Here is a 17,654-nt window from a genome sequence, read left to right as displayed (position 1 = left end):
CACCCGCTCCCCGTATGCGGGCAACCGAAGCGCATTCTTTCACAGCGGTGCGCCCGGCAGAAGACGGAAGAGAAAGCTACTCCGCGGAAGGTTGTCGCTATCCGTCAAATGACACTTAACAACTAAATTAGGCCAGGTCCACCGCGAGGCGGCCCACCCGGTCATCGGCCGCGACGACCTTGGACTGATCGAGAGTCACGCCGATGAGGTGCCGCCCAGCGCTCAGTCGGACGTAGTAGATCGCCCCCTGCTCCACGTCCAGCACCACGCGGAGCAACCGACCGCCCGCGACCGTCCGCATCACCTGCGCGAGCTCGGCCGCCAGCTGCGGGAACCGCCTCCCCCACTTCAGATAGAACCGGCGGCGCTCCTGAGAGGTGATGTGGCCGAAGAAACGGGCCGTCGTCGCGTGGTCGAAGTAGTCGACGGCGAACTCCTTCGCGCCGTGGTGGTAGGCGAGATAGTGAAGGATCGAGGGATCGACGACCCGCGAGAGCAATTCGACCTGGGCGTCGTCGGTCTCTCCCCGCAGCGTCCGGTCCCCGCGCCGGGAGGGCGCCGCCACGCGCGGCCTGTCGGGAGGCCCCTCGGTGAGCCAGCCGCCGGGATTCTGGGTGGAGAGACTGACATGCGCCCGCAGGGCGGTGGCCAGCTCGGAGACCGTGCGGTCGGCGGCACGCACTCGTGGCAGCTCGGGCAACACCGACTCGGGCCCGCTCCGCTCACGGGCCACCGCGACCAGGTGCTCGTGCGGGACGACCGAGTGACAGTAGATCACCGCCTCCTCCGCATGCAGCACCGTACGGATGAGGCGGCCGGTGGCGACCGCCTCCAGCCGCTCGTCGAGCCCGTCCACCGCGAAGGTCAGCCGGCGCCCGGCGTTGAGGTAATCGCTCATCCGCACGTCGCGCGCCACCGCCACTCCCGGAGGCCGGTCGAAGCCGTAGTGGAACACGCCCGCGCTGTAGTAGGAGAGGTGGCACAGGTCCGGGCTCGTGACCATGACGTCCTCGCACAGGGCCATCCTCTCCTCGAACGCCGGGCCGGCGTAGGGCGCGACGGTGCGGACCAGGCCGCTCCCGGCCGGGTCCGACGGATCGGCGCCTTCGGGTCGCATCCTGAGCACTCCTTGTCACGTCGACGGCACATCGATGGCGGCGTATCCGCGGTCGCCGCGCGCACCGGTACGGCCGATCCGCAGATTCCGTACGAGGATCTGGGCGTACGGATGGTCCGGGCCCAGGAAGTCGCCCGTGTCGGCCAGCACGGTCTCCTCGAGCTCCATGGCACGCTCGGGGTCGGTGGGGGCCAGGCTGCAGGCATGCCCGATGGCGGCGGCCACCGCCCACGGGTGCTGCTCACCGAGCTCGGCCGTCAGGCCGGTGTGGGCCGAGGCGGTGTACTCCAGCGATCCGTCGAGGTCGCCGGCGCCCAGGAGGAAGAGGCCGAGGTCCAGCCGGCACACGTGGCGGAACGGATGGTCTTCGCCCATGACACGGTCGTAGGCCTCCGCGCACCGGGTGCCCAGCTCGACCGCCGCGGACGTCTCCCCGATCGCGTGGTAAGCGATCGCCAGGCTGAGCCCGCAGGCCAGCGTCTGAGGGTGGCCGTCGCCGAAGAGCTCGTCGTAACGGAGGTACGCCTCGTGGCTGCGCTCGTACGCGCTCTCCACCTCGTCGTTGCACCGCATGGTGATCGCCAGCTCCTTGGCGATGCGGAGCTCCAGCCGGGGCCGATGCGGGCTGAGCTCCTTGGCGCGTGTCAGGGCCTCCCTCAGGAGCCCGTCGGAATCGTCGAGACGCCCCATGGCGCGCAGGTAGGCGCCGAGGTTGGGCGCCTCGCCCAACGTGCGGTGATCACCCGGGCCCAGGAGGCGCGCTCGGCGCCGGTACGTGTCCTGCCCGAGCAACAAGGCCTTGCGATGGTCGCCCATGAGGTAGGTGGAGACGGCGAGGTCGTGCGCCGCCATCAGCGTCTCGGGGTGTTCGTCGCCGAACGTCTTCCGGAAGCCCGTCCACGTCGTCTGGTCTTCGGCCAGCGCCTCGGCGAACCGTCCCATCCCCCGCAGCGTGCCGCCGCGGCCACGGCCACTGATCAGGGTGCGCGGATGGGTCACGCCGAGGTTCGTACGCTGGTGCTCCAGCGCGGCGTCGTCGAGGACGAGCGCTCCGGCGTTGTCGCCGAGATCCCGGCGCAGGTCGGCGATGCGGGACAGGAGCCGCGCCAGCAGCGGGTCGTCCGGATCGCACGTCCGCTCCCAGCGGGCGCGTGCCGTCTCGGCCATCTCCAGTGCGGCGGAGATGGTCTCGGCATCGCCGGTCACCGCCAGGTAGCCGAGCTGGGCGATGATCCAGCGCCGGACGCCTCGATCATCGCTCCGCAGCGCACCGGAGGCCACGACGTGTTGCTGCAGTTCGCGATAGGCGTCGATGTGATCGTCGATCCCGCCGTCCGCGTCGTTGGGCGCGTACGCGGCCAGCGCCCGGAGCACCTGTTCCCGGCGTTCGGCGACCTCCCGGGCATCGAGCCCGGCACGGACCAGGGAGTGCAGCAGTCGATGCGTGCGCAGGGCGGGCCGACGCGCCCAGTCGACCTCGGCGAGGCCGTACCGCACGGCCAGCCAGATCACCTGGTGCGCGACCTTCCGGTCCTCGCGGAGCGCCTCTCCCCCCTCCGCGGCCGACAGCTCGTCGAGCATCGCCGAAGAGCAGAGGAGGGTCAGCCCGACCTCCTCCGGCGAGAGGAACGCGCACAGCTGGATCAGTCGTACGGTCAGGGCGCCGAGCTCTTCCTCGCCTAACGCACGCAGCGACAGCTCCAGGCAGACCCTGGCGGACGGCGGGTGGTCGTCGCCGGCCGGCACGGCCGGCCGGTCCAGCTGGGCGTGGAACTCCGCGACCGCCCACGCGGTCGCCTCCCCGGCGGAGAAGCCACAGGCCCTCAGCCGGCCCACGGTCTCGCGCAGCCATGCGGCCGCCAGCCGTAGTGAGAGGGGAAGATGCTCCACGGCGGCGGCGACGCTCCGCGCCTCCTCCGGGAGGATGCCGCGCACCTGCGCCCCGAGCAGCGCGACGCCCTCGTCCGCCGCGAGCGCCGAGACCGGAGTGGAGTTGCGTACGTCGCGGCGAGTGGTGATCAGCACGTCGCCGGTGCCGCCCCGGGGAAGCAGGCCGTCGAGGTCCTCCGGATCGTCGGCGTTGTCATAGACCAACAGCCATCGTCCGAGCTCCGGGACCGTGCGAAGCGCCGTGAGCGCGGCCTGGATCGGGTCTCCGCTCTCCTGCACGGGCAGACGCTCCGCCAAGGCGCGCAGCCCGTGCCGCACGCGCTCGCGGCCCTGTGCCGAGATCCACCAGATCACGCTGTAGTCGTGGGAGAAGCGGTGCGCGTATTCGCGGACGATCTCACTCTTGCCGACGCCGGCCGCCCCGCTGAGCACCCACGGAGTTCCGTCGCCGCGGCGCAGGCGGTCGCGCAGTGCTTCGAGTTCGTCATCGCGGCCGACGAAGGCGAGACTGCGCGCCGGAAGGCGGTAGGCGAGCCGGGCCGGCTCACGGCCTCCCGGGTACGCGGGCGTGGCCGGTGCGGACCGCCGGGGATCGGGGATCAGGTGAAAGTGGCTGAGAAGTAACGCGCGGGCCGTCGACTCGTCCGTCTGGTCTCGCAGGTCGACCGCGTCGGTGGTGGCGCGCGGGCCGCCGACGCGGACGTTCACGACCTCGCCGCCGACCGGGCCGGCCGGTTCGGCGGACCGGGACGACAGCACCACGATCAGTGGACCGCGTGCCGGGTCCGCTCCGGTGAAACGCTCGACGTTCATGCCGGCGAGCCGGAACTGCGCGGCGATCCAGTCGGCCCACGGCCGGTCGGGCGGAGCGTACGCGATGGAGATCGTGTCCTTGTCGCCGCCGACCGGCAGGCCGAGCGCGCGGCGATAGCGGGTGCGCACCTCCGCGGTCACCGCGGGCGGCGCGCCGACCTCACCGCCCGTCACCGCCCTGGCCAGGTGGTGATAGGCCGCGCAGGGCGAGCCCGGTGTCTCCGGCACGTCCATCAGCGCCGCGAGCCGGCGATCGTAGGCGTCGAGCGGGAAGTAGGGGATCTCGACCACGTCCGCGTCGAAGTCGGCGAGGACCTGCTCGAACTCGTCGCGCAGCAGGCCTCTGCTCTCGGCGATGCGTTCGGGGTCGCTGTCGTCGACCTGGGTGGGCATCGCCATGACGCGAAGCGGGAGGATGGACTGCTCCCGCAGCCGCCGTGTGTGCCTGGCGGCCGTCTCCACCGCCTGCCGGCGAATCGTGAAGCACATCACCACCACATCGGAGAAACGCGCCGCTCCACGGACGACGGACTCCGACATATCGGTTGGAGCGTCAATGAGCACATAATCGTAGCCACTGGCGCGAAGGAGGTTTCGAAGTTTGGCGATGAGGTCGTCATCCGGCGGTAGCGTGGAGCCCTTTCCCGGGGCACCGGAGATCGACTCGATCCGGCCGTCGGCGCCGGGCAGAAGGTAACGGCGAACCTGGGCGGGTATCAACTGAGCCAACTGCCGTCGCCGCTCCGGCCTGGCCTCGTTGACCATTAGACGGGAAAGCCCGGTGGTGACCTCTCGCGAGAGAGCGATCCAGTCACTGTGGAACGGGGCGAGGTACTGATCCGTATCCGCCTCTTCCGTGCCCCAGTCAACGATGAGCACGCGTTTCCCGGCGGCGGCCAGAATCCAGGCGACGTTGGCGATCGCGCCGGTCCGCCCGACCCCGCTGGCCGAGGCGAGGAAGCTGACGATTACGCCGGGCGTCATCTCGCGTTCGACAGTGTTCATGAGCACTCCACCGAGGCGCGACCGACGGCCATGCCCCCTCTTGTATCACACGTCACCCGTATCCGACGGCATGTGCCACAAACGGCCGCCGTGGATGTTTTGAAAACCCACAAAGAGCCCGTCTCCGTCCTCGCTTTCCTCAAGGATCCGGCGCAACGTGGCACTGAACATCGAATCGGGAAGATCGCGCAGCCGGTCGAGGTCTATTCCGGAAATATCGATGAGGCCTGACCGAAAGACCGGATCGGAGTCATCCATGGTTCATCACCATCCGTTCCCTCATCCCCTCCTAACCCATGATAATGCCTCGGCCTGCACGACAGCGGACAGGAGCGAGCAGGAGACTTGAAAGTTCGCAAGCGCCATGATCTGCTATATACAGTCGTCACAGCCATAGCGTCGGAAGAACGACGAGTCCATGAGTCGATACCCCGCGCGGGACTCGGAATGGCCCGCCTCATTGAACATCGACACACTGATCAAGAACGGCTGGAAACCGTCCCCTTTCCGGCAGTTCGTGATAAAGCTGCATAGTCGGTGTGATCTCGCGTGTCGCTACTGCTACGTCTACACGATGGCCGACGGGCGGTGGCGTTCGCGGCCCCGGGTCATGTCGCGTGAGACCGTCGACCACGTCACCGACCGGATCGCCGAGCACGTGGCGTCACACGGGCTGACCGCCGTCGACATCGTTCTCCACGGCGGTGAGCCGTTGCTCGCCGGCGGCGAACTCATCCAGTACGTCGTCGGGCGGATCCGCGCCGCCCTCGGGACGGCGGTCCGTTCGCACTTCGCCGTTCAGACCAACGGGCTCCGGCTCGACCGGGACTTCCTGCGTCTCTTCGACGCACTGGACGTCGAGGTCAGCGTCAGCGTCGACGGCGACCGCACCGCGCACGACCGGAACCGGCGCCGCCCCGGCGGACGGGGCAGCCACGCCGACGTCGTCCGGGGGGTGCGCCTCCTGTCCCGTGAGCCCTACCGGCGGTTGTTCGGCGGTCTCCTGTGCACCGTTGACCTCCGCAATCCACCAGAGCGCACCTACGAGGCGCTGCTGGAGTTCGATCCACCGGTCATCGACTTCCTGCTCCCCCACGGGAACTGGTCGGCTCCGCCACCACGACGGGACGCCGACTCCGCCGAGACGCCCTACGCCGACTGGCTCATCGCGATCTTCGACCGGTGGAGCGAAGGACTCGGTCACCGGACCAGGATCCGCCTGTTCGAGGAGATCCTCAGAACGCTGGTCGACGGCCGATCGCGCGTCGAGGGTCTCGGCACCGGCGCGGTCGGCTTCGTCGTGGTGGAGACGGACGGGGCCATCGAACAGTCCGACATGCTCGCCTCCGCGTACGAAGGAGCGGCGGCCACCGGCTTATGCGTCGCGCGTGATCCCTTCGACTCGGCGCTGCTCACACCCGGGATCGCCGCCCGGCAGATCGGCGTCGACGCCCTGTCGCCGACCTGCCGCTCCTGCGACCTGCGGGACCAGTGCGGGGGCGGGCTCTACCCGCACCGCTACCGCGCCGGTGAGGGTTTCGCCAACCCCTCCGTCTACTGCCCCGACCTGTACCGGCTCATCTCCCATGTCCGTGCCCGGCTCGTCACCCATCTCACCTCATCCGGCGAGCCGGCGTGACCGACCCGCACGACATGCCGGAGGTGTCCTTCCGGAACCTCGCCGGCGGGAACGCCGACCTCACCGCGGTACGACGACTCGCCCGTGCCGAACGGAGCAAGCACGTCGCCCTGATCAGGACGCTCGTCGGCCTGTCCGAGACCACCGGCCATCCGCAGGCCCGTGCCGTCTGCGCGGCCTACGAGGCTCTCGGAGCCATCCAGCACGCCGCGCCGGAAGCGGTGTCGGACGTACTCGCCTATCCCGCCGTGGGCGCCTGGGCGTTGCGCACGGTGCTGGGTCTCCGGCGCCGCCCGGCCGACGTGGTCCATCCCGAGCGTCTCGCCACGATCGCCGCCGCAGCCGCGATCCGTGGCCGCGTACCGGCCCGCATCGAGATCCCCGGTACGGGCGTCGAGCTGCCGTCGCTGGGCGCGGCATCGCTTCCGGGGCCCGCCTCCGTCCGCGTGCATCCGGACGGCGCGGAGATCGTTCACGGCCGCGACGCCGTCGAGGTGCCCGCCGACCCGCACCGCGCGGCGCCCGGCTGGCGCGGGCTCAGCGTCATCTCGGGGCGCGGTGTCAGATTCGTTCTGGACGACATGGACGGCTACCACTTCTCGTCCCGTACGACCCGGCACAGGCGTCTGACGGAGGCGGCGGTGGAGGAGTGGCGAGCGCGGATAGGACGGGGCTGGCGGAGTCTCGACCGCGACCATCCCGGCGTCGTCGCGGAGGTGAGGGAGACGATCGTCGCCCTGGTCCCCCTGGACTCTCCGGCCGGATCGCTGGCGAGCGCCACGTCCCGCGAGGCGTTCGGCTGTGTGGCAATGTCCCTCCCCCCGGACGACCGCCTGATCCCGGTCACCTTCGCCCATGAGGTGCAGCACGCCAAGCTCAACGCGCTCATGGACCTGTTCCCGCTGGTGGACGGCCCCGGGCGGGACCGGTTCTACGCGCCGTGGCGGGACGATCCCCGCCCCCTCGTCGGGCTGCTCCACGGTGCGTACGCCCACCTGGGCGTCGCCGGATACTGGCGGCGCCAGCGGTCGCGCGAGACCGACCCCGTCCTGGCGTTCCACGCGCACACGGAGTTCGCGCGATGGCGTCAGGCCGCCTACGAGGCCGCGGAGGCGCTGCTGCGCAGCGGCCGCCTGACCGAGGCGGGGCGGCTGTTCGTCTCCGAGATGCGCGCCACCCTCGACCGGTGGCGGGAGGAGAAGGTCCCCCGGCCGGCTCTGGCACGGGCTCGCCGGCAGGCGGCGCGTCATCGCGAGAGGTGGCTGCGGGCAAACGGTTCGTGAATCCCCGTAGGAGCCACCCCGGTCGGTGTCTCCCCGTGCGGTCCGGACGAGGAGGGGCGATGGGCCCGGCGTTCGACCGCCTGGTCGACCGGCGCTCCGGAGGATTCCCGGGGAGCGATGACGGGCTCTTCGTGTTCGACAATGTCGGCAGCAACTCGTTGACGCGGCCCGATGGGCCCCCTAGCGTCTCGCAAACAAGCTTGCCCCTTCCCCCTTTTTACGGGCGGGGTGCTCCCGGCACCCCGCCCGTAATGCTTCCCCCCGCGATCACCGCGCGTGGGCGGGCTCGCCGAGGGCCTGGCCGACCACCTCATCGAGCAGGAGATCGTGGCCGCCGCGGAAATCCTCGGCGAAACGGTCGGGCCCGAGGACGTGTTCGAGGTACGTCCGCCAGTGCTCACAGGAGTCCGCCAGCATCCGCCACTGCTCTGGCGGTGACCCGATCGATCGCCACAGCCGGTAGGCTGCCCCGAGAAGCCGGGTGGCGTCCGCGGGCCGACGGGGCGCGAGGGCCCAGGCGAGCGCCTCCAGGCACCGGGTCATGCCCCAGCGGTCACCCAGGGCGTGCATGCCGCGGAGCGCTTCGCGAAGGAGCGGGCCCGCTCGTTCGGTCTCGCCGCACCACAGGGTGGCGAGCCCGGTCACCAACAGCGCGTGAGCCTCCGCCCAGGCTGCGTCTCGCGCCCGGCAGATCGCCAGTGATCGTTCGCCGTAGGCGATGGCCTGTTCGTGATCTCCAAGGTTGCTGCTGACGAGCGCCAGCTGGAACAGGGCGAGCCACTCGCCGTCGTCATCGCCCGCGGCGTGATGCTCCGCCAGCGCCTGACGGAGGAGCGTGCCCGCGCGGTCGTACCGGCCCTGGAAGATCTCCGCCAGACCGGTGAACTGCACCACGCGCCGGAGCGCCGACGCGTCGCCGATCGCCTGGGCGAGGACGCGGCACTGCCGCAGGAGGTCGAGGCCCTCGGTGGTGCGCCCCTGCAGGAGGTTCAGCCATCCGGCGATCCACAGGGCCTTCGCCCGCGTCGGGCCGGGCTCGGGACTCTGGTCAAGGGCCCGGCTCAGCTGGTAACGCCCCTTGCTGATCAATCCGATGGCGAGGTGGTAGCGGGCCAGGACGGTGACGATCTGCAGCCCCTGCGTGGCCTCGCCGGTATCGGTCAGGTAGTGGTCGGCGGCGGCTCGCAGGTTGGCGCGCTCCAGGCGCAGCCACGCGAGCCACACGGCCTGATGCCGGTTCATGGAGTCCGCGTCGACGAGTTCGATCAACCGCCGATAGTGCTCACCGTGGCGGCCGCGCAACCAGCCTTCGTCGGACGACCGCGACAGCGCCTCGATGCCGAACTCACGGATCATCTCCGGTAGCCGGTAGCGCAGGAAGGCATGCGGCTGCGGCTCCCTGACGACGATCGACATCCCCACGAGATCGGCGAGAAGCGGGCCGACCTCGTGCCGGTCGATTCCGCGACCCGAGCAGACCGCCTCGGCGTCCTCGAGGTCGAACCCGCACTGGAAGACGGCCAACCGTCGCCACAGCGTCTGCTGCGGCGGGGTGCACAGCCGGTGGCTCCAGTCGATGGCCGGGCGCGGACTCGGCAGGGAGGGGGCGCCGGCGCGACTGCCTTCGGTGAGCAGGGCGAGGTAACCGTCCAGCCGCTCGAGGATCAGTTCCACCGGCATCGCGCGTACGTGCACGGCGGCCAGCTCGATCGCCAACGGGTTGCCCTCCAGGCGATGGCACAGCCGGGCGACCGCGAGGTGGTTGTCGTCGGTCACGTGGAACCGTCGAGAGGCACACGCGGCGCGATCGGCGAAGAGACGGACCGCGTCGAACCGGACCACGGAACCCGCCGATGGGATGTCGTCCGGGTCCGGAACGGGCAGCGGTGCCACGGTCAGCACCTGCTCTCCGCCGACACGCAGGGTCTGCCGGCTGGTGGCCAGGATCCGCAGCCGCCCGCACCGGCCCAACAGCGTGTGAACGAGCCGCGCCGTGGCGTCCAGCACGTGCTCACAGTTGTCGAGGACCAGAAGAGTCCTGCCGTCGGACAGATGATCGACCAGGGCGTCGACCAGGCTGCGCGACGGGGAGGCCTGCGTCCCGAGGGTCGTCTCGCCCACGCCCAGGGCCTCGGCGACCGCGCCGGGGACCAGTTCCCCGTCCCGAAGCGGGGCCAGTTCGATGAACCACATGCCGTCCGGGAACGAGCGCCCTGCCCCTGCCGCCATCCGCAGCGCCAGGCGGGTCTTGCCCACCCCGGGACCGCCGGTCAAGGTGAGCAGTCTCCCTCGGCGCAGGGCGGCTCTGACGGCGGACAGCTCATCCCCGCGCCCGACGAAACGTGTTCCCGCGACCGGCAGGGCACCCATCCTGCAGAGGATAGCCCGCTGCTCCCGGCAGCGGTTCCCGCAGGTCACCGGCCGGAAACCGCCGGCCGGGGCGTTCGCGGGTTCAGGCCGTCTTGAGCGCCTCGATGACGCTGGCCAGATGCCGGCGCGCGGCGCGCTCGGCGGCGTCGGGGGCGTGCGCGCCGATCTCGTCGATGATCGCCAGGTGCTCGGCCAGCGAGACGTTCGGCCGGCCGGGGAGCAGAGCGAGCCGGAACTGGTGCCGGACGTTCTGCGCCCGCAGCCGCTCCACGACGCCGGCGGCCGTCGCCTGGCCGCTGATCTCGATGATCCGCCGGTGCAGCAGCTGGTTCAGCTCGGAGTACTTCATAACGTGCCCGTCGGCGACCGCGGTGCGCATGGCGTCGCCGATGGACCGCAGCTCGGAGAGCTCCTCATCGGTGGCCCGCTCGGCGGCCTTGGCCGCACAGAGCCCCTCGACCACCATACGGACCTCGGAGATCTCGATCGCCTCCTCGAGCGTCACCGCGCGGACGCGGGCCCCGCGGTGCTGGACGCGCTCGACGAGCCCCTCGTTGGCCAGCTCGAACAGTGCCGTGCGCACGCCGCTGCGGCTGGCCCCGAACTGCCGGGACAGGTCCGCTTCGACGAGACGCTGGTTGGGCGCGAAGTCGCCCCGGACGATCGCCTCGCGGATCGCGGCGGCGACGTCCTGTTGTGCGGCGGCCTCCGGGCCGGTCGCGGTCTGTTCCTGCGCTGGCATGATCCCTCGCTCGCGGGCTCGTACACGCGACGCGCCCCGTCACCTTGTCGTAAGGATCGTTGACGATCCGCTGATCGATTCTATGCCGCCGTGCCTGGCCGAGGACGCCGGGGCCGGGTCCTGTGGCGCCTCGTCATGGCCGGCCGATCGTACGGACCGCGAGCGGACGGGGCCTGCGGAGTCCGGCGATCCCGGCCTGGACGACGTCGGCCGCGTGCGGATCCCGCACGCGGCCGACGGTCGCGGATCGTCAGGACGTGAGCCGGAGAGAGCCGTCAGGCCTGGCCCCGCACCGCTCCGTCGACGGCGGCGCTCGGCATCGGCGCGGGCCGGTGCCGGATGCTCACGTACGCGGCCGCCATCATGACCGCGCCGACCACACCGGCGATCGAGAAGGCGACGAAGCCCCACGTCGAGGCGTCGGCCGCGACGAGCCTGCCACCGAGCCAGGGCCCGAAGACCGCGCCGAACCGGCCCATACCGGCGACCCACCCGACGGCGGTGGCGCGGCTGTCGGGCGCGTGGTGGCTGCCGACGCTCGCGTACACCATCGTCTGGGCGCTGAACAGCAGCGCGCCCGTGAGGAACACGACGAGGTAGGTGAGGGCGAGCGGCATGTGCACGGCGAACAGGCCGGTGCCGACGGCGGTGAGAGCGAACCAGACGATGGTCACGCGCAGGGGGCCGACCCGGTCCGACAGGCGGCCGGCGGTCAGCAGGCCCACGATTCCGCCGAGGTTGATGACGAGAAGGAAGCTGACGGCCGAGCCCAGCTCGTACCCGCTGGCGCGCATCATCGTGGGAAGCCAGGTGCTCACCCCGTAGACCAGCAGGAGGCCGGCGAACGAGGCGGCCCAGAAGCTGAGCGTGGTCGGCCACTGCGATCGGACGAACAGGGCCCGGAGGTTCTGCCAGGTGTCGGGCCTGGTCGCCGTCGTGCCGGCGGCCGGTGCGTCGAGGGCGAGACCGTACCGCCCGGCCAGCGCCTCGGCCTCTCCCCGGCGGCCCTTGGCGACCAGGAAGCTCACCGACTCCGGCAGGAGTCTGACCGCCAGTGGTACGACGACGATCGCCGGCACGGCACCCAGCCAGAACACCGATCGCCACCCCAGCGACGGGACGACCCACAGGCCGAGTGTGGCGGCGACGATGCCGCCCGTCTGGTGGGCGGTCATCAGCACGCCCACCATCAGGTTCCGCCTGCTGGGCGTGGCGTAGTCCATGACGTACGCGATGGCGGTGGGCAGCAGGCCGCCGAGCCCCAGGCCCGCGATCAGCCGCGCGCCTCCGAAGACGGCGGCGGACGGGGCGGCCGCGGTCGCCACGGAGGCCAGCGAGAACAACGTCACGTTCGCGATGACCGACTTCTTGCGGCCGATCCAGTCACTGACCGTTCCCGCGCACAGGGCGCCGACGAGCATGCCGAACGTGGTGTAGCTGCCGATGTCGCCCGCTTGGCCGGCCGTGATGCCGAGGGCGTGACTCTTCAGGATCCGCGGCAGGACCGCACCGTAGACGAAGAGGTCGGTGCCGTCGAGCAGGACGAACACCCAGCACAGGAGCACGACGACGACGGCCGGGTTGCCGGACCGGGTGGCGGTTGAGGGGTCTGGTCGTTTCGTGGGCATGTCGTCTCTCGCTTTCGGCCGGAGGCGGGTCCGGTGCGGCGCGGCGTCGATGTCGTCCCGCCCAGGAGCAGGTCCGCACGCCTGGTGCGCTGAGAGTAATTGCGGCACTTCTCTACTACAAGACCTACACCAAGATTGTTGACAATCCATCTGCGCGAGGCTCAGCATGGGTGCGGCGAGCGGTCGCGCCGCCGCACCGTTACGCAGCATCAACGCCGAGAAAGGTTCCGATGGGTACTGAGACCAGGTCCAGCGCGGCCAGCCCCCTGCTGGTGGTGAGCGCGCACGCCGGCGACTTCGTCTGGCGCGCCGGCGGTGCGATCGCGCTGGCCGCCGAGCGCGGGGATCGCGCCAAGGTGGTGTGCCTGAGCTTCGGCGAACGCGGCGAGTCCGCCCGCGCCTGGCGCGAGGGCAGGAACCTCAAGGAGATCAAGGAGATCCGCCGGGCGGAGGCCGAGGCTGCCGCCGCCGTGCTGGGCGCCGAGATCGAGTTCCTGGACGCCGGCGACTATCCGCTGCAGGAGACCCCCGAGCTGGTGGACCGGCTCGTCCGCGTCCACCGCGCGTTCAAGCCCGCCGTCGTCCTGACGCACACCCTCACCGACCCGTACAACGGCGACCACCCCGCCGCCGCCCGGATGGCCCTGCAGGCGCGCGTCCTGGCGCAGGCGATCGGCTACGACGCGCCGGGTGAGCCGCTCGCGGCCCCGCCGGTGTTCTTCTTCGAACCGCACCAGCCCGAACAGTGCGATTTCAAGCCGGACGTACTCCTGGACATCACGCCGGTGTTCGAACGCAAGCGCACGGCGATGGAGTGCCTGCCCGCGCAGCAGCACATGTGGGATTACTACCTCGATCTGGCCAAGCGCCGGGGCGTGCAGCTCAAGCGCAACGCCGGCCCGAACCTGGGCCTGGCGCACGACACGATGGCCGAGGCGTACGTCCGGCTGTACCCGCAGACGACGGGGATTCTCGTATGAGGACGGTGGTCGTCACCGACCCGCCGCGCGCCGACGCCGAGACGGTCGACGCCCTGGCGGCCCACGGGGTCGCGACCGTCCACGAGGCGATGGGCCGGACGGGGTACCTCGGTCCGGGCATCCGCCCGGTCCACCTCGGCTCCCGCATCGGCGGCACCGCCGTGACGGTGCTGTCGTGGCCCGGCGACAACCTGATGATCCACATCGCGGTCGAGCAGTGCCGTCCGGGCGACGTCCTGGTCGTCACGACGACGTCGCCGTCCACGGACGGGATGTTCGGCGAGCTGTTCGCGACCGCGCTGCAACACCGCGGCGTGCGCGGTCTCGTCATCAACGCCGGCGTACGCGACGTCGCCGAACTCCACGCGATGGGCTTCCCGGTGTGGTCGGCGGCCGTCAGCGCCCAGGGAACGGTGAAGGCGACCCCGGGTGCGGTGAACGTCCCGGTGAGCATCGCCGGGCAGCCGATCCACCCGGGCGACGCGATCCTGGCCGACGACGACGGTGTCGTGTGCGTCCCGCGCGAGGACGTGCCCGCGGTCCTGGAGGCCGCCGAGGCGCGCGCCGCCAAGGAGGCGGCGACCCGCGCCGCCTTCCGCCGGGGCGAGCTGGGGCTCGACCGCTACGGGCTGCGCGACCGGCTCCCCGCGATGGGCATCGAGTACGTAACGTGGTCATGACCGGGTTGCGCTGCATGCTGATGCGCGGCGGCACGTCCAAGGGCGCCTACTTCCTCGCTGAGGACCTGCCGTCCGATCCGGCCGAACGCGACGACCTGCTCCTGCGCGTCATGGGCACCCCCGACCCGCGCCAGATCGACGGGCTCGGCGGCGCCCACCCCCTCACCAGCAAGGTCGCCGTCGTCTCTCGTTCGAGCGGCTCCGGGGCCGACGTCGACTACCTGTTCCTCCAGCTCGGCGTGGACGAGCCCACCGTCTCCGACCGGCAGAACTGCGGCAACCTCCTCGCGGGCGTCGGGCCCTTCGCGGTCGAGCGCGGCCTGGTCACGGCCGGCGACCCCGAAACCGGCGTCCGCGTCAGGATGGTGAACTCCGGCAGCATCGCGACGGCCACGTTCCCCACCCCGTCCGGGAACGTGGAGTACGCCGGAGACACCGCGATCTCCGGCGTGCCCGGCACCGCCGCCCCGGTCGTGCTGGACTTCGCCGGCACCGAGGGATCGTCCTGCGGGGCGCTGCTGCCCACCGGCCGGGTCCGCGATGTGATCGACGGTGTCGAGGTCACGTGCGTCGACAACGGGATGCCGGTCGTGGTCGCCGCCGCGACCGCACTCGGCATCACCGGCCACGAGACGCCGGCCGAGCTCGCCGCCGACGACCGGATTCGCGACCGGATCCAGTCGCTCCGGCTCCAGGCCGGCACGCTCATGGGCCTCGGAGACGTCACCGGCGCCTCCGTTCCCAAGACCACGCTCGTCGCTCCGCCGCGCGAGGGCGGAATGATCGCGACGCGCACCTTCATCCCCCTGCGCGTCCACGCCTCGATCGGCGTCCTCGGAGCCGTGACCGTGGCGACCGCGCTGCTCATGGACGGGGCCGTGGGGCACGACCTCGCCGAACTCCCGGCGCCCGGCTCCCCCATGAGCATCGAGCACCCCACCGGCCGCCTCGACGTCATGGTCGAACTCGACGACACGGCCGCCCATCCCACGGTCCGCAGGTCGAGCATCGTGCGTACGGCCCGCAAGCTCTTCGACGGCACCGTCTTCCCCCGCCCTGGAGGCACCCATGGCACCCCTGCATGAGATCGCCCACGTCGCCCACGTCGAGCTCCTGACGCCCGAACCCGAGAAGAGCCTGTGGTTCTTCACCGAGGTCATGGGCCTCACCGAGAACGGCGCCGAAGGCGACTCCGTCTACCTGCGCACGTGGGACGACTACGAGCACCACACCCTCAAGCTCACCGCGCACACCACGTCCGGCATCCGCCGTACCGGGCTGCGCGCCTCCGGCCAGGAGGCCCTCGACCGGCGGGTGAAGGCGATCGAGGAGGCCGGGTACGGCATCGGCTGGCGGGACGGCGACCCCGGTCTCGGCCCCACGTACGTGTTCCGCGACCCCGACGGGCACGAGATGGAGATCTACTGGGAGAGCGAGTGGTACGACGCTCCCCCAGAGCTCGCGCCGTCGCTGAAGAACCAGGCCCAGGCGTACCCGGCGCGCGGCGTCTGCGTCCGCCGCCTGGACCACGTCAACTTCCTGGCCGCCGAGGTGGAGGGCAGCACCGACTTCGTCAAGGACGTGCTGGGCGGGCATCCCACCGAGCAGATCCTGCTGGACACCGGGACGATCGCCGGCCGCTGGCTGACCTTCACCAACAAGTCCTACGACCTGGTGTACACCCGCGACCGGACGGGCAGCCACGGGCGGCTGCACCACATCGCGTTCGCCACCGACACCCGCGAGGACATCCTCCGCTCCGCCGACATCTTCCTGGACAAGGGGGTGTTCATCGAGACGGGGCCGCACAAGCACGCCATCCAGCAGACGTTCTTCCTCTACGTCTACGAGCCGGGGGGCAACCGCATCGAGCTGTGCAACCCCTGCGCCCGCCTCGTGCTGGCCCCCGACTGGCGGACCATCACCTGGACCGAGGCCGAACGCGCCAAGGGCCAGGCCTGGGGGCTGAAGACCATCGAGTCCTTCCACACCCACGGCACCCCTCCGGTCGAAATGCCGTAGGTATCGCGGATTCCCCTGCTCAGCCAGGGCGGCCGTCCGGCCAGGTGACCGGATGGCCGCCCGTATGCGTATTCGTGATCAGAGCTCGATCGCCGCGGCCTTGACATGCTTCTCTCAGCTCTTAAATCATGACTTAAAATTAGCCTCATGTGAGGAAGTGGCACTATGAGCGTGCGTGCCCGTACCGCCTTCGGCGCCGTCGTCGGCGCGACCCTCCTCGCCGTGCTTCCCGGCTGCGGGGGCGGGACGTCGACCGGCGATTCCGGTGGCAACAGCCATCCCAAGACCCTCACCTACTGGGCGAGCAACCAGGGCGCCAGCCTGGAGGACGACAAGGCCAAGCTCACCCCCGAGCTGCAGGAGTTCGAACGGCAGTCCGGGATCAAGGTGAAGCTCGAGGTCGTCCCCTGGAGCGATCTACTCAACCGCATCCTCGGGGCCACCTCCTCCGGCCAGGGCCCCGACGTCCTGAACATCGGCAACACGTGGTCGGCCTCGCTTCAGACGACAGGGGCGCTGCTGCCCTTCGACGACGCCACGTTCGCGAAGATCGGCGGTAAGGACCGCTTCCAGGAGTCGGCCCTCGCCTCGACCGGAGCGCCGGGGAAGGCGCCGACCGCGGTCCCGCTGTACTCACTGGCGTACGGCCTGTACTACAACAAGAAGCTGTTCGCGGACGCGGGCATCTCCAAGCCACCGGCGACCTGGGACGAGCTGGTCCAGGACGGCAGGCGGCTGACCGGCGGCGGCAAGTACGGACTGGCCGTCGAGGGCGGCAACGTCTCGGAGAACATCCACCACGCGTTCGTCTTCGCCAAGCAGCACGGCGCCGACTTCTTCGACGCGTCGGGCCAGCCGACGTTCACCTCGCCGGGTGCCGTCGAAGGCGTCAAGCAGTACGTCGACTTCATCGCACGCGACAAGATCGCCGCGCCGGGCAACGCCGAGTACGCCCAGAACGAGTCGATCGGGGACTTCGCGAGTGGCAAGGCCGCCATGCTGCTGTGGCAGGCCGCCGGGCCCAACCTCCAAAAACACGGCATGAAGCCCGACCAGTACGCCGTGGCGCCGGTGCCCGTCCAGTCCGGCACGCCCGGACCGGGCCAGAACATCGACTCGATGGTCGCGGGCATCAACATGGCCGTCTTCAAGAACTCCGGCAACCTCGACGGCGCGCTCAAGTTCGTGAAGTTCATGACGAGCGACGCCGAGCAGAAGAAGCTCAACGGCGAGTACGGATCGATCCCGCCGGTCAAGACCGCGTCGCAGGACCCGGCCTTCTCCACGCCCGAGCTGACCGTCCTGCGCAACGTCATCGCGACCAGCGCCGCTCCGCTCCCGCAGGTGCCCAAGGAGTCGCAGTTCGAAGAGCTCGTCGGCGGCGCGGTGAAGGACCTGCTCGCCGACGCCGCGGCCGGCCGCCCGGTGACGACGCAGTCCGTCCAGGCCAGGCTGGCCAAGGCCCAGCAGCAGATGTAGGCGTGC

General features: G+C 70.7%; 13 protein-coding genes. 7 read left to right on the top strand and 6 right to left on the bottom strand.

From position 1 onward, the window contains the following. Positions 1-127: 127 nt before the first annotated feature. From NE236_RS01470 to fxsA, 3 genes are read right to left on the bottom strand one after another with little or no spacing between them, the layout of a single operon-like run. A complete protein-coding gene (locus NE236_RS01470; protein ID WP_252839919.1) occupies positions 128-1,117 on the bottom strand; it encodes a hypothetical protein in 990 nt (329 codons plus the stop codon). 15 nt (positions 1,118-1,132) lie between these two features. Then, positions 1,133-4,825 (bottom strand): FxSxx-COOH system tetratricopeptide repeat protein, encoded by a 3,693-nt coding sequence (gene fxsT, locus NE236_RS01465; RefSeq protein WP_252839918.1) that lies wholly within the window; start codon positions 4,823-4,825, stop codon positions 1,133-1,135. Positions 4,826-4,870: 45 nt separating this feature from the next. Beyond that, positions 4,871-5,083 (bottom strand): FxSxx-COOH cyclophane-containing RiPP peptide, encoded by a 213-nt coding sequence (gene fxsA / locus NE236_RS01460; RefSeq protein WP_252839917.1) that lies wholly within the window; start codon positions 5,081-5,083, stop codon positions 4,871-4,873. A gap of 160 nt (positions 5,084-5,243) precedes the next feature. On the opposite strand from fxsA, the gene NE236_RS01455 reads away from it, so the two are divergent. Together NE236_RS01455 and NE236_RS44250 are read left to right on the top strand one after the other, a co-directional pair. Next, positions 5,244-6,464: an FxsB family cyclophane-forming radical SAM/SPASM peptide maturase gene (locus tag NE236_RS01455; RefSeq protein WP_252839916.1), complete on the top strand. Its 1,221-nt coding sequence runs from the start codon at positions 5,244-5,246 to the stop codon at positions 6,462-6,464. Further along, positions 6,461-7,747, top strand: a complete 1,287-nt coding sequence (locus NE236_RS44250; RefSeq protein ID WP_252839915.1) for an HEXXH motif domain-containing protein — start codon at positions 6,461-6,463, stop codon at positions 7,745-7,747. The genes NE236_RS01455 and NE236_RS44250 overlap by 4 nt, the downstream gene beginning before the upstream one ends. Before the next feature lie 267 nt (positions 7,748-8,014). On the opposite strand, the gene NE236_RS01445 is transcribed toward NE236_RS44250, so the two are convergent. From NE236_RS01445 to NE236_RS01435, 3 genes are all read right to left on the bottom strand, one after another. Beyond that, positions 8,015-10,117 (bottom strand): ATP-binding protein, encoded by a 2,103-nt coding sequence (locus NE236_RS01445; RefSeq protein WP_252839914.1) that lies wholly within the window; start codon positions 10,115-10,117, stop codon positions 8,015-8,017. A gap of 82 nt (positions 10,118-10,199) precedes the next feature. Further along, positions 10,200-10,859, bottom strand: a complete 660-nt coding sequence (locus NE236_RS01440) for a GntR family transcriptional regulator (protein WP_252839913.1) — start codon at positions 10,857-10,859, stop codon at positions 10,200-10,202. Between the two features lie 275 nt (positions 10,860-11,134). Continuing rightward, positions 11,135-12,487: an MFS transporter gene (locus NE236_RS01435; protein WP_252839912.1), complete on the bottom strand. Its 1,353-nt coding sequence runs from the start codon at positions 12,485-12,487 to the stop codon at positions 11,135-11,137. Between the two features lie 230 nt (positions 12,488-12,717). Between NE236_RS01435 and NE236_RS01430 the strand changes: the two genes are divergently transcribed. From NE236_RS01430 to NE236_RS01410, 5 genes are all read left to right on the top strand, one after another. Then, positions 12,718-13,467: a PIG-L deacetylase family protein gene (locus NE236_RS01430; protein WP_252839911.1), complete on the top strand. Its 750-nt coding sequence runs from the start codon at positions 12,718-12,720 to the stop codon at positions 13,465-13,467. Continuing rightward, positions 13,464-14,147 (top strand): 4-carboxy-4-hydroxy-2-oxoadipate aldolase/oxaloacetate decarboxylase, encoded by a 684-nt coding sequence (locus tag NE236_RS01425; RefSeq protein ID WP_252839910.1) that lies wholly within the window; start codon positions 13,464-13,466, stop codon positions 14,145-14,147. Before NE236_RS01430 ends, NE236_RS01425 begins: the two co-directional genes overlap by 4 nt. Continuing rightward, positions 14,144-15,232 (top strand): 4-oxalomesaconate tautomerase, encoded by a 1,089-nt coding sequence (locus NE236_RS01420; RefSeq protein ID WP_252839909.1) that lies wholly within the window; start codon positions 14,144-14,146, stop codon positions 15,230-15,232. Before NE236_RS01425 ends, NE236_RS01420 begins: the two co-directional genes overlap by 4 nt. Continuing rightward, on the top strand, positions 15,216-16,169 hold the full coding sequence (locus NE236_RS01415; RefSeq protein ID WP_252839908.1) for a catechol 2,3-dioxygenase: 954 nt from the start codon (positions 15,216-15,218) through the stop codon (positions 16,167-16,169). Before NE236_RS01420 ends, NE236_RS01415 begins: the two co-directional genes overlap by 17 nt. Before the next feature lie 165 nt (positions 16,170-16,334). Then, positions 16,335-17,648, top strand: a complete 1,314-nt coding sequence (locus tag NE236_RS01410; protein WP_252839907.1) for an ABC transporter substrate-binding protein — start codon at positions 16,335-16,337, stop codon at positions 17,646-17,648. Positions 17,649-17,654 lie beyond the last annotated feature (6 nt).

The organism is Actinoallomurus purpureus, from assembly GCF_024055795.1.
In the GTDB taxonomy this organism is placed as follows: domain Bacteria; phylum Actinomycetota; class Actinomycetes; order Streptosporangiales; family Streptosporangiaceae; genus Actinoallomurus; species Actinoallomurus purpureus.
This window is presented reverse-complemented; position numbering and strand designations above follow the sequence as displayed.

Excerpts from the sequence above, each read along its gene's own strand:
- NE236_RS01420 (WP_252839909.1), top strand. The coding sequence starts at position 14,144 with ATGACCGGGTTGCGCTGCATGCTGATGCGCGGCGGCACGTCCAAGGGC.
- fxsT (WP_252839918.1), bottom strand. The coding sequence starts at position 4,825 with ATGAACACTGTCGAACGCGAGATGACGCCCGGCGTAATCGTCAGCTTC.
- NE236_RS01470 (WP_252839919.1), bottom strand. The coding sequence starts at position 1,117 with ATGCGACCCGAAGGCGCCGATCCGTCGGACCCGGCCGGGAGCGGCCTG.
- NE236_RS01415 (WP_252839908.1), top strand. The coding sequence starts at position 15,216 with ATGGCACCCCTGCATGAGATCGCCCACGTCGCCCACGTCGAGCTCCTG.
- NE236_RS01430 (WP_252839911.1), top strand. The coding sequence starts at position 12,718 with ATGGGTACTGAGACCAGGTCCAGCGCGGCCAGCCCCCTGCTGGTGGTG.
- NE236_RS01440 (WP_252839913.1), bottom strand. The coding sequence starts at position 10,859 with ATGCCAGCGCAGGAACAGACCGCGACCGGCCCGGAGGCCGCCGCACAA.
- NE236_RS01445 (WP_252839914.1), bottom strand. The coding sequence starts at position 10,117 with ATGGGTGCCCTGCCGGTCGCGGGAACACGTTTCGTCGGGCGCGGGGAT.
- NE236_RS01425 (WP_252839910.1), top strand. The coding sequence starts at position 13,464 with ATGAGGACGGTGGTCGTCACCGACCCGCCGCGCGCCGACGCCGAGACG.
- fxsA (WP_252839917.1), bottom strand. The coding sequence starts at position 5,083 with ATGGATGACTCCGATCCGGTCTTTCGGTCAGGCCTCATCGATATTTCC.
- NE236_RS01455 (WP_252839916.1), top strand. The coding sequence starts at position 5,244 with ATGAGTCGATACCCCGCGCGGGACTCGGAATGGCCCGCCTCATTGAAC.
- NE236_RS01410 (WP_252839907.1), top strand. The coding sequence starts at position 16,335 with ATGAGCGTGCGTGCCCGTACCGCCTTCGGCGCCGTCGTCGGCGCGACC.
- NE236_RS01435 (WP_252839912.1), bottom strand. The coding sequence starts at position 12,487 with ATGCCCACGAAACGACCAGACCCCTCAACCGCCACCCGGTCCGGCAAC.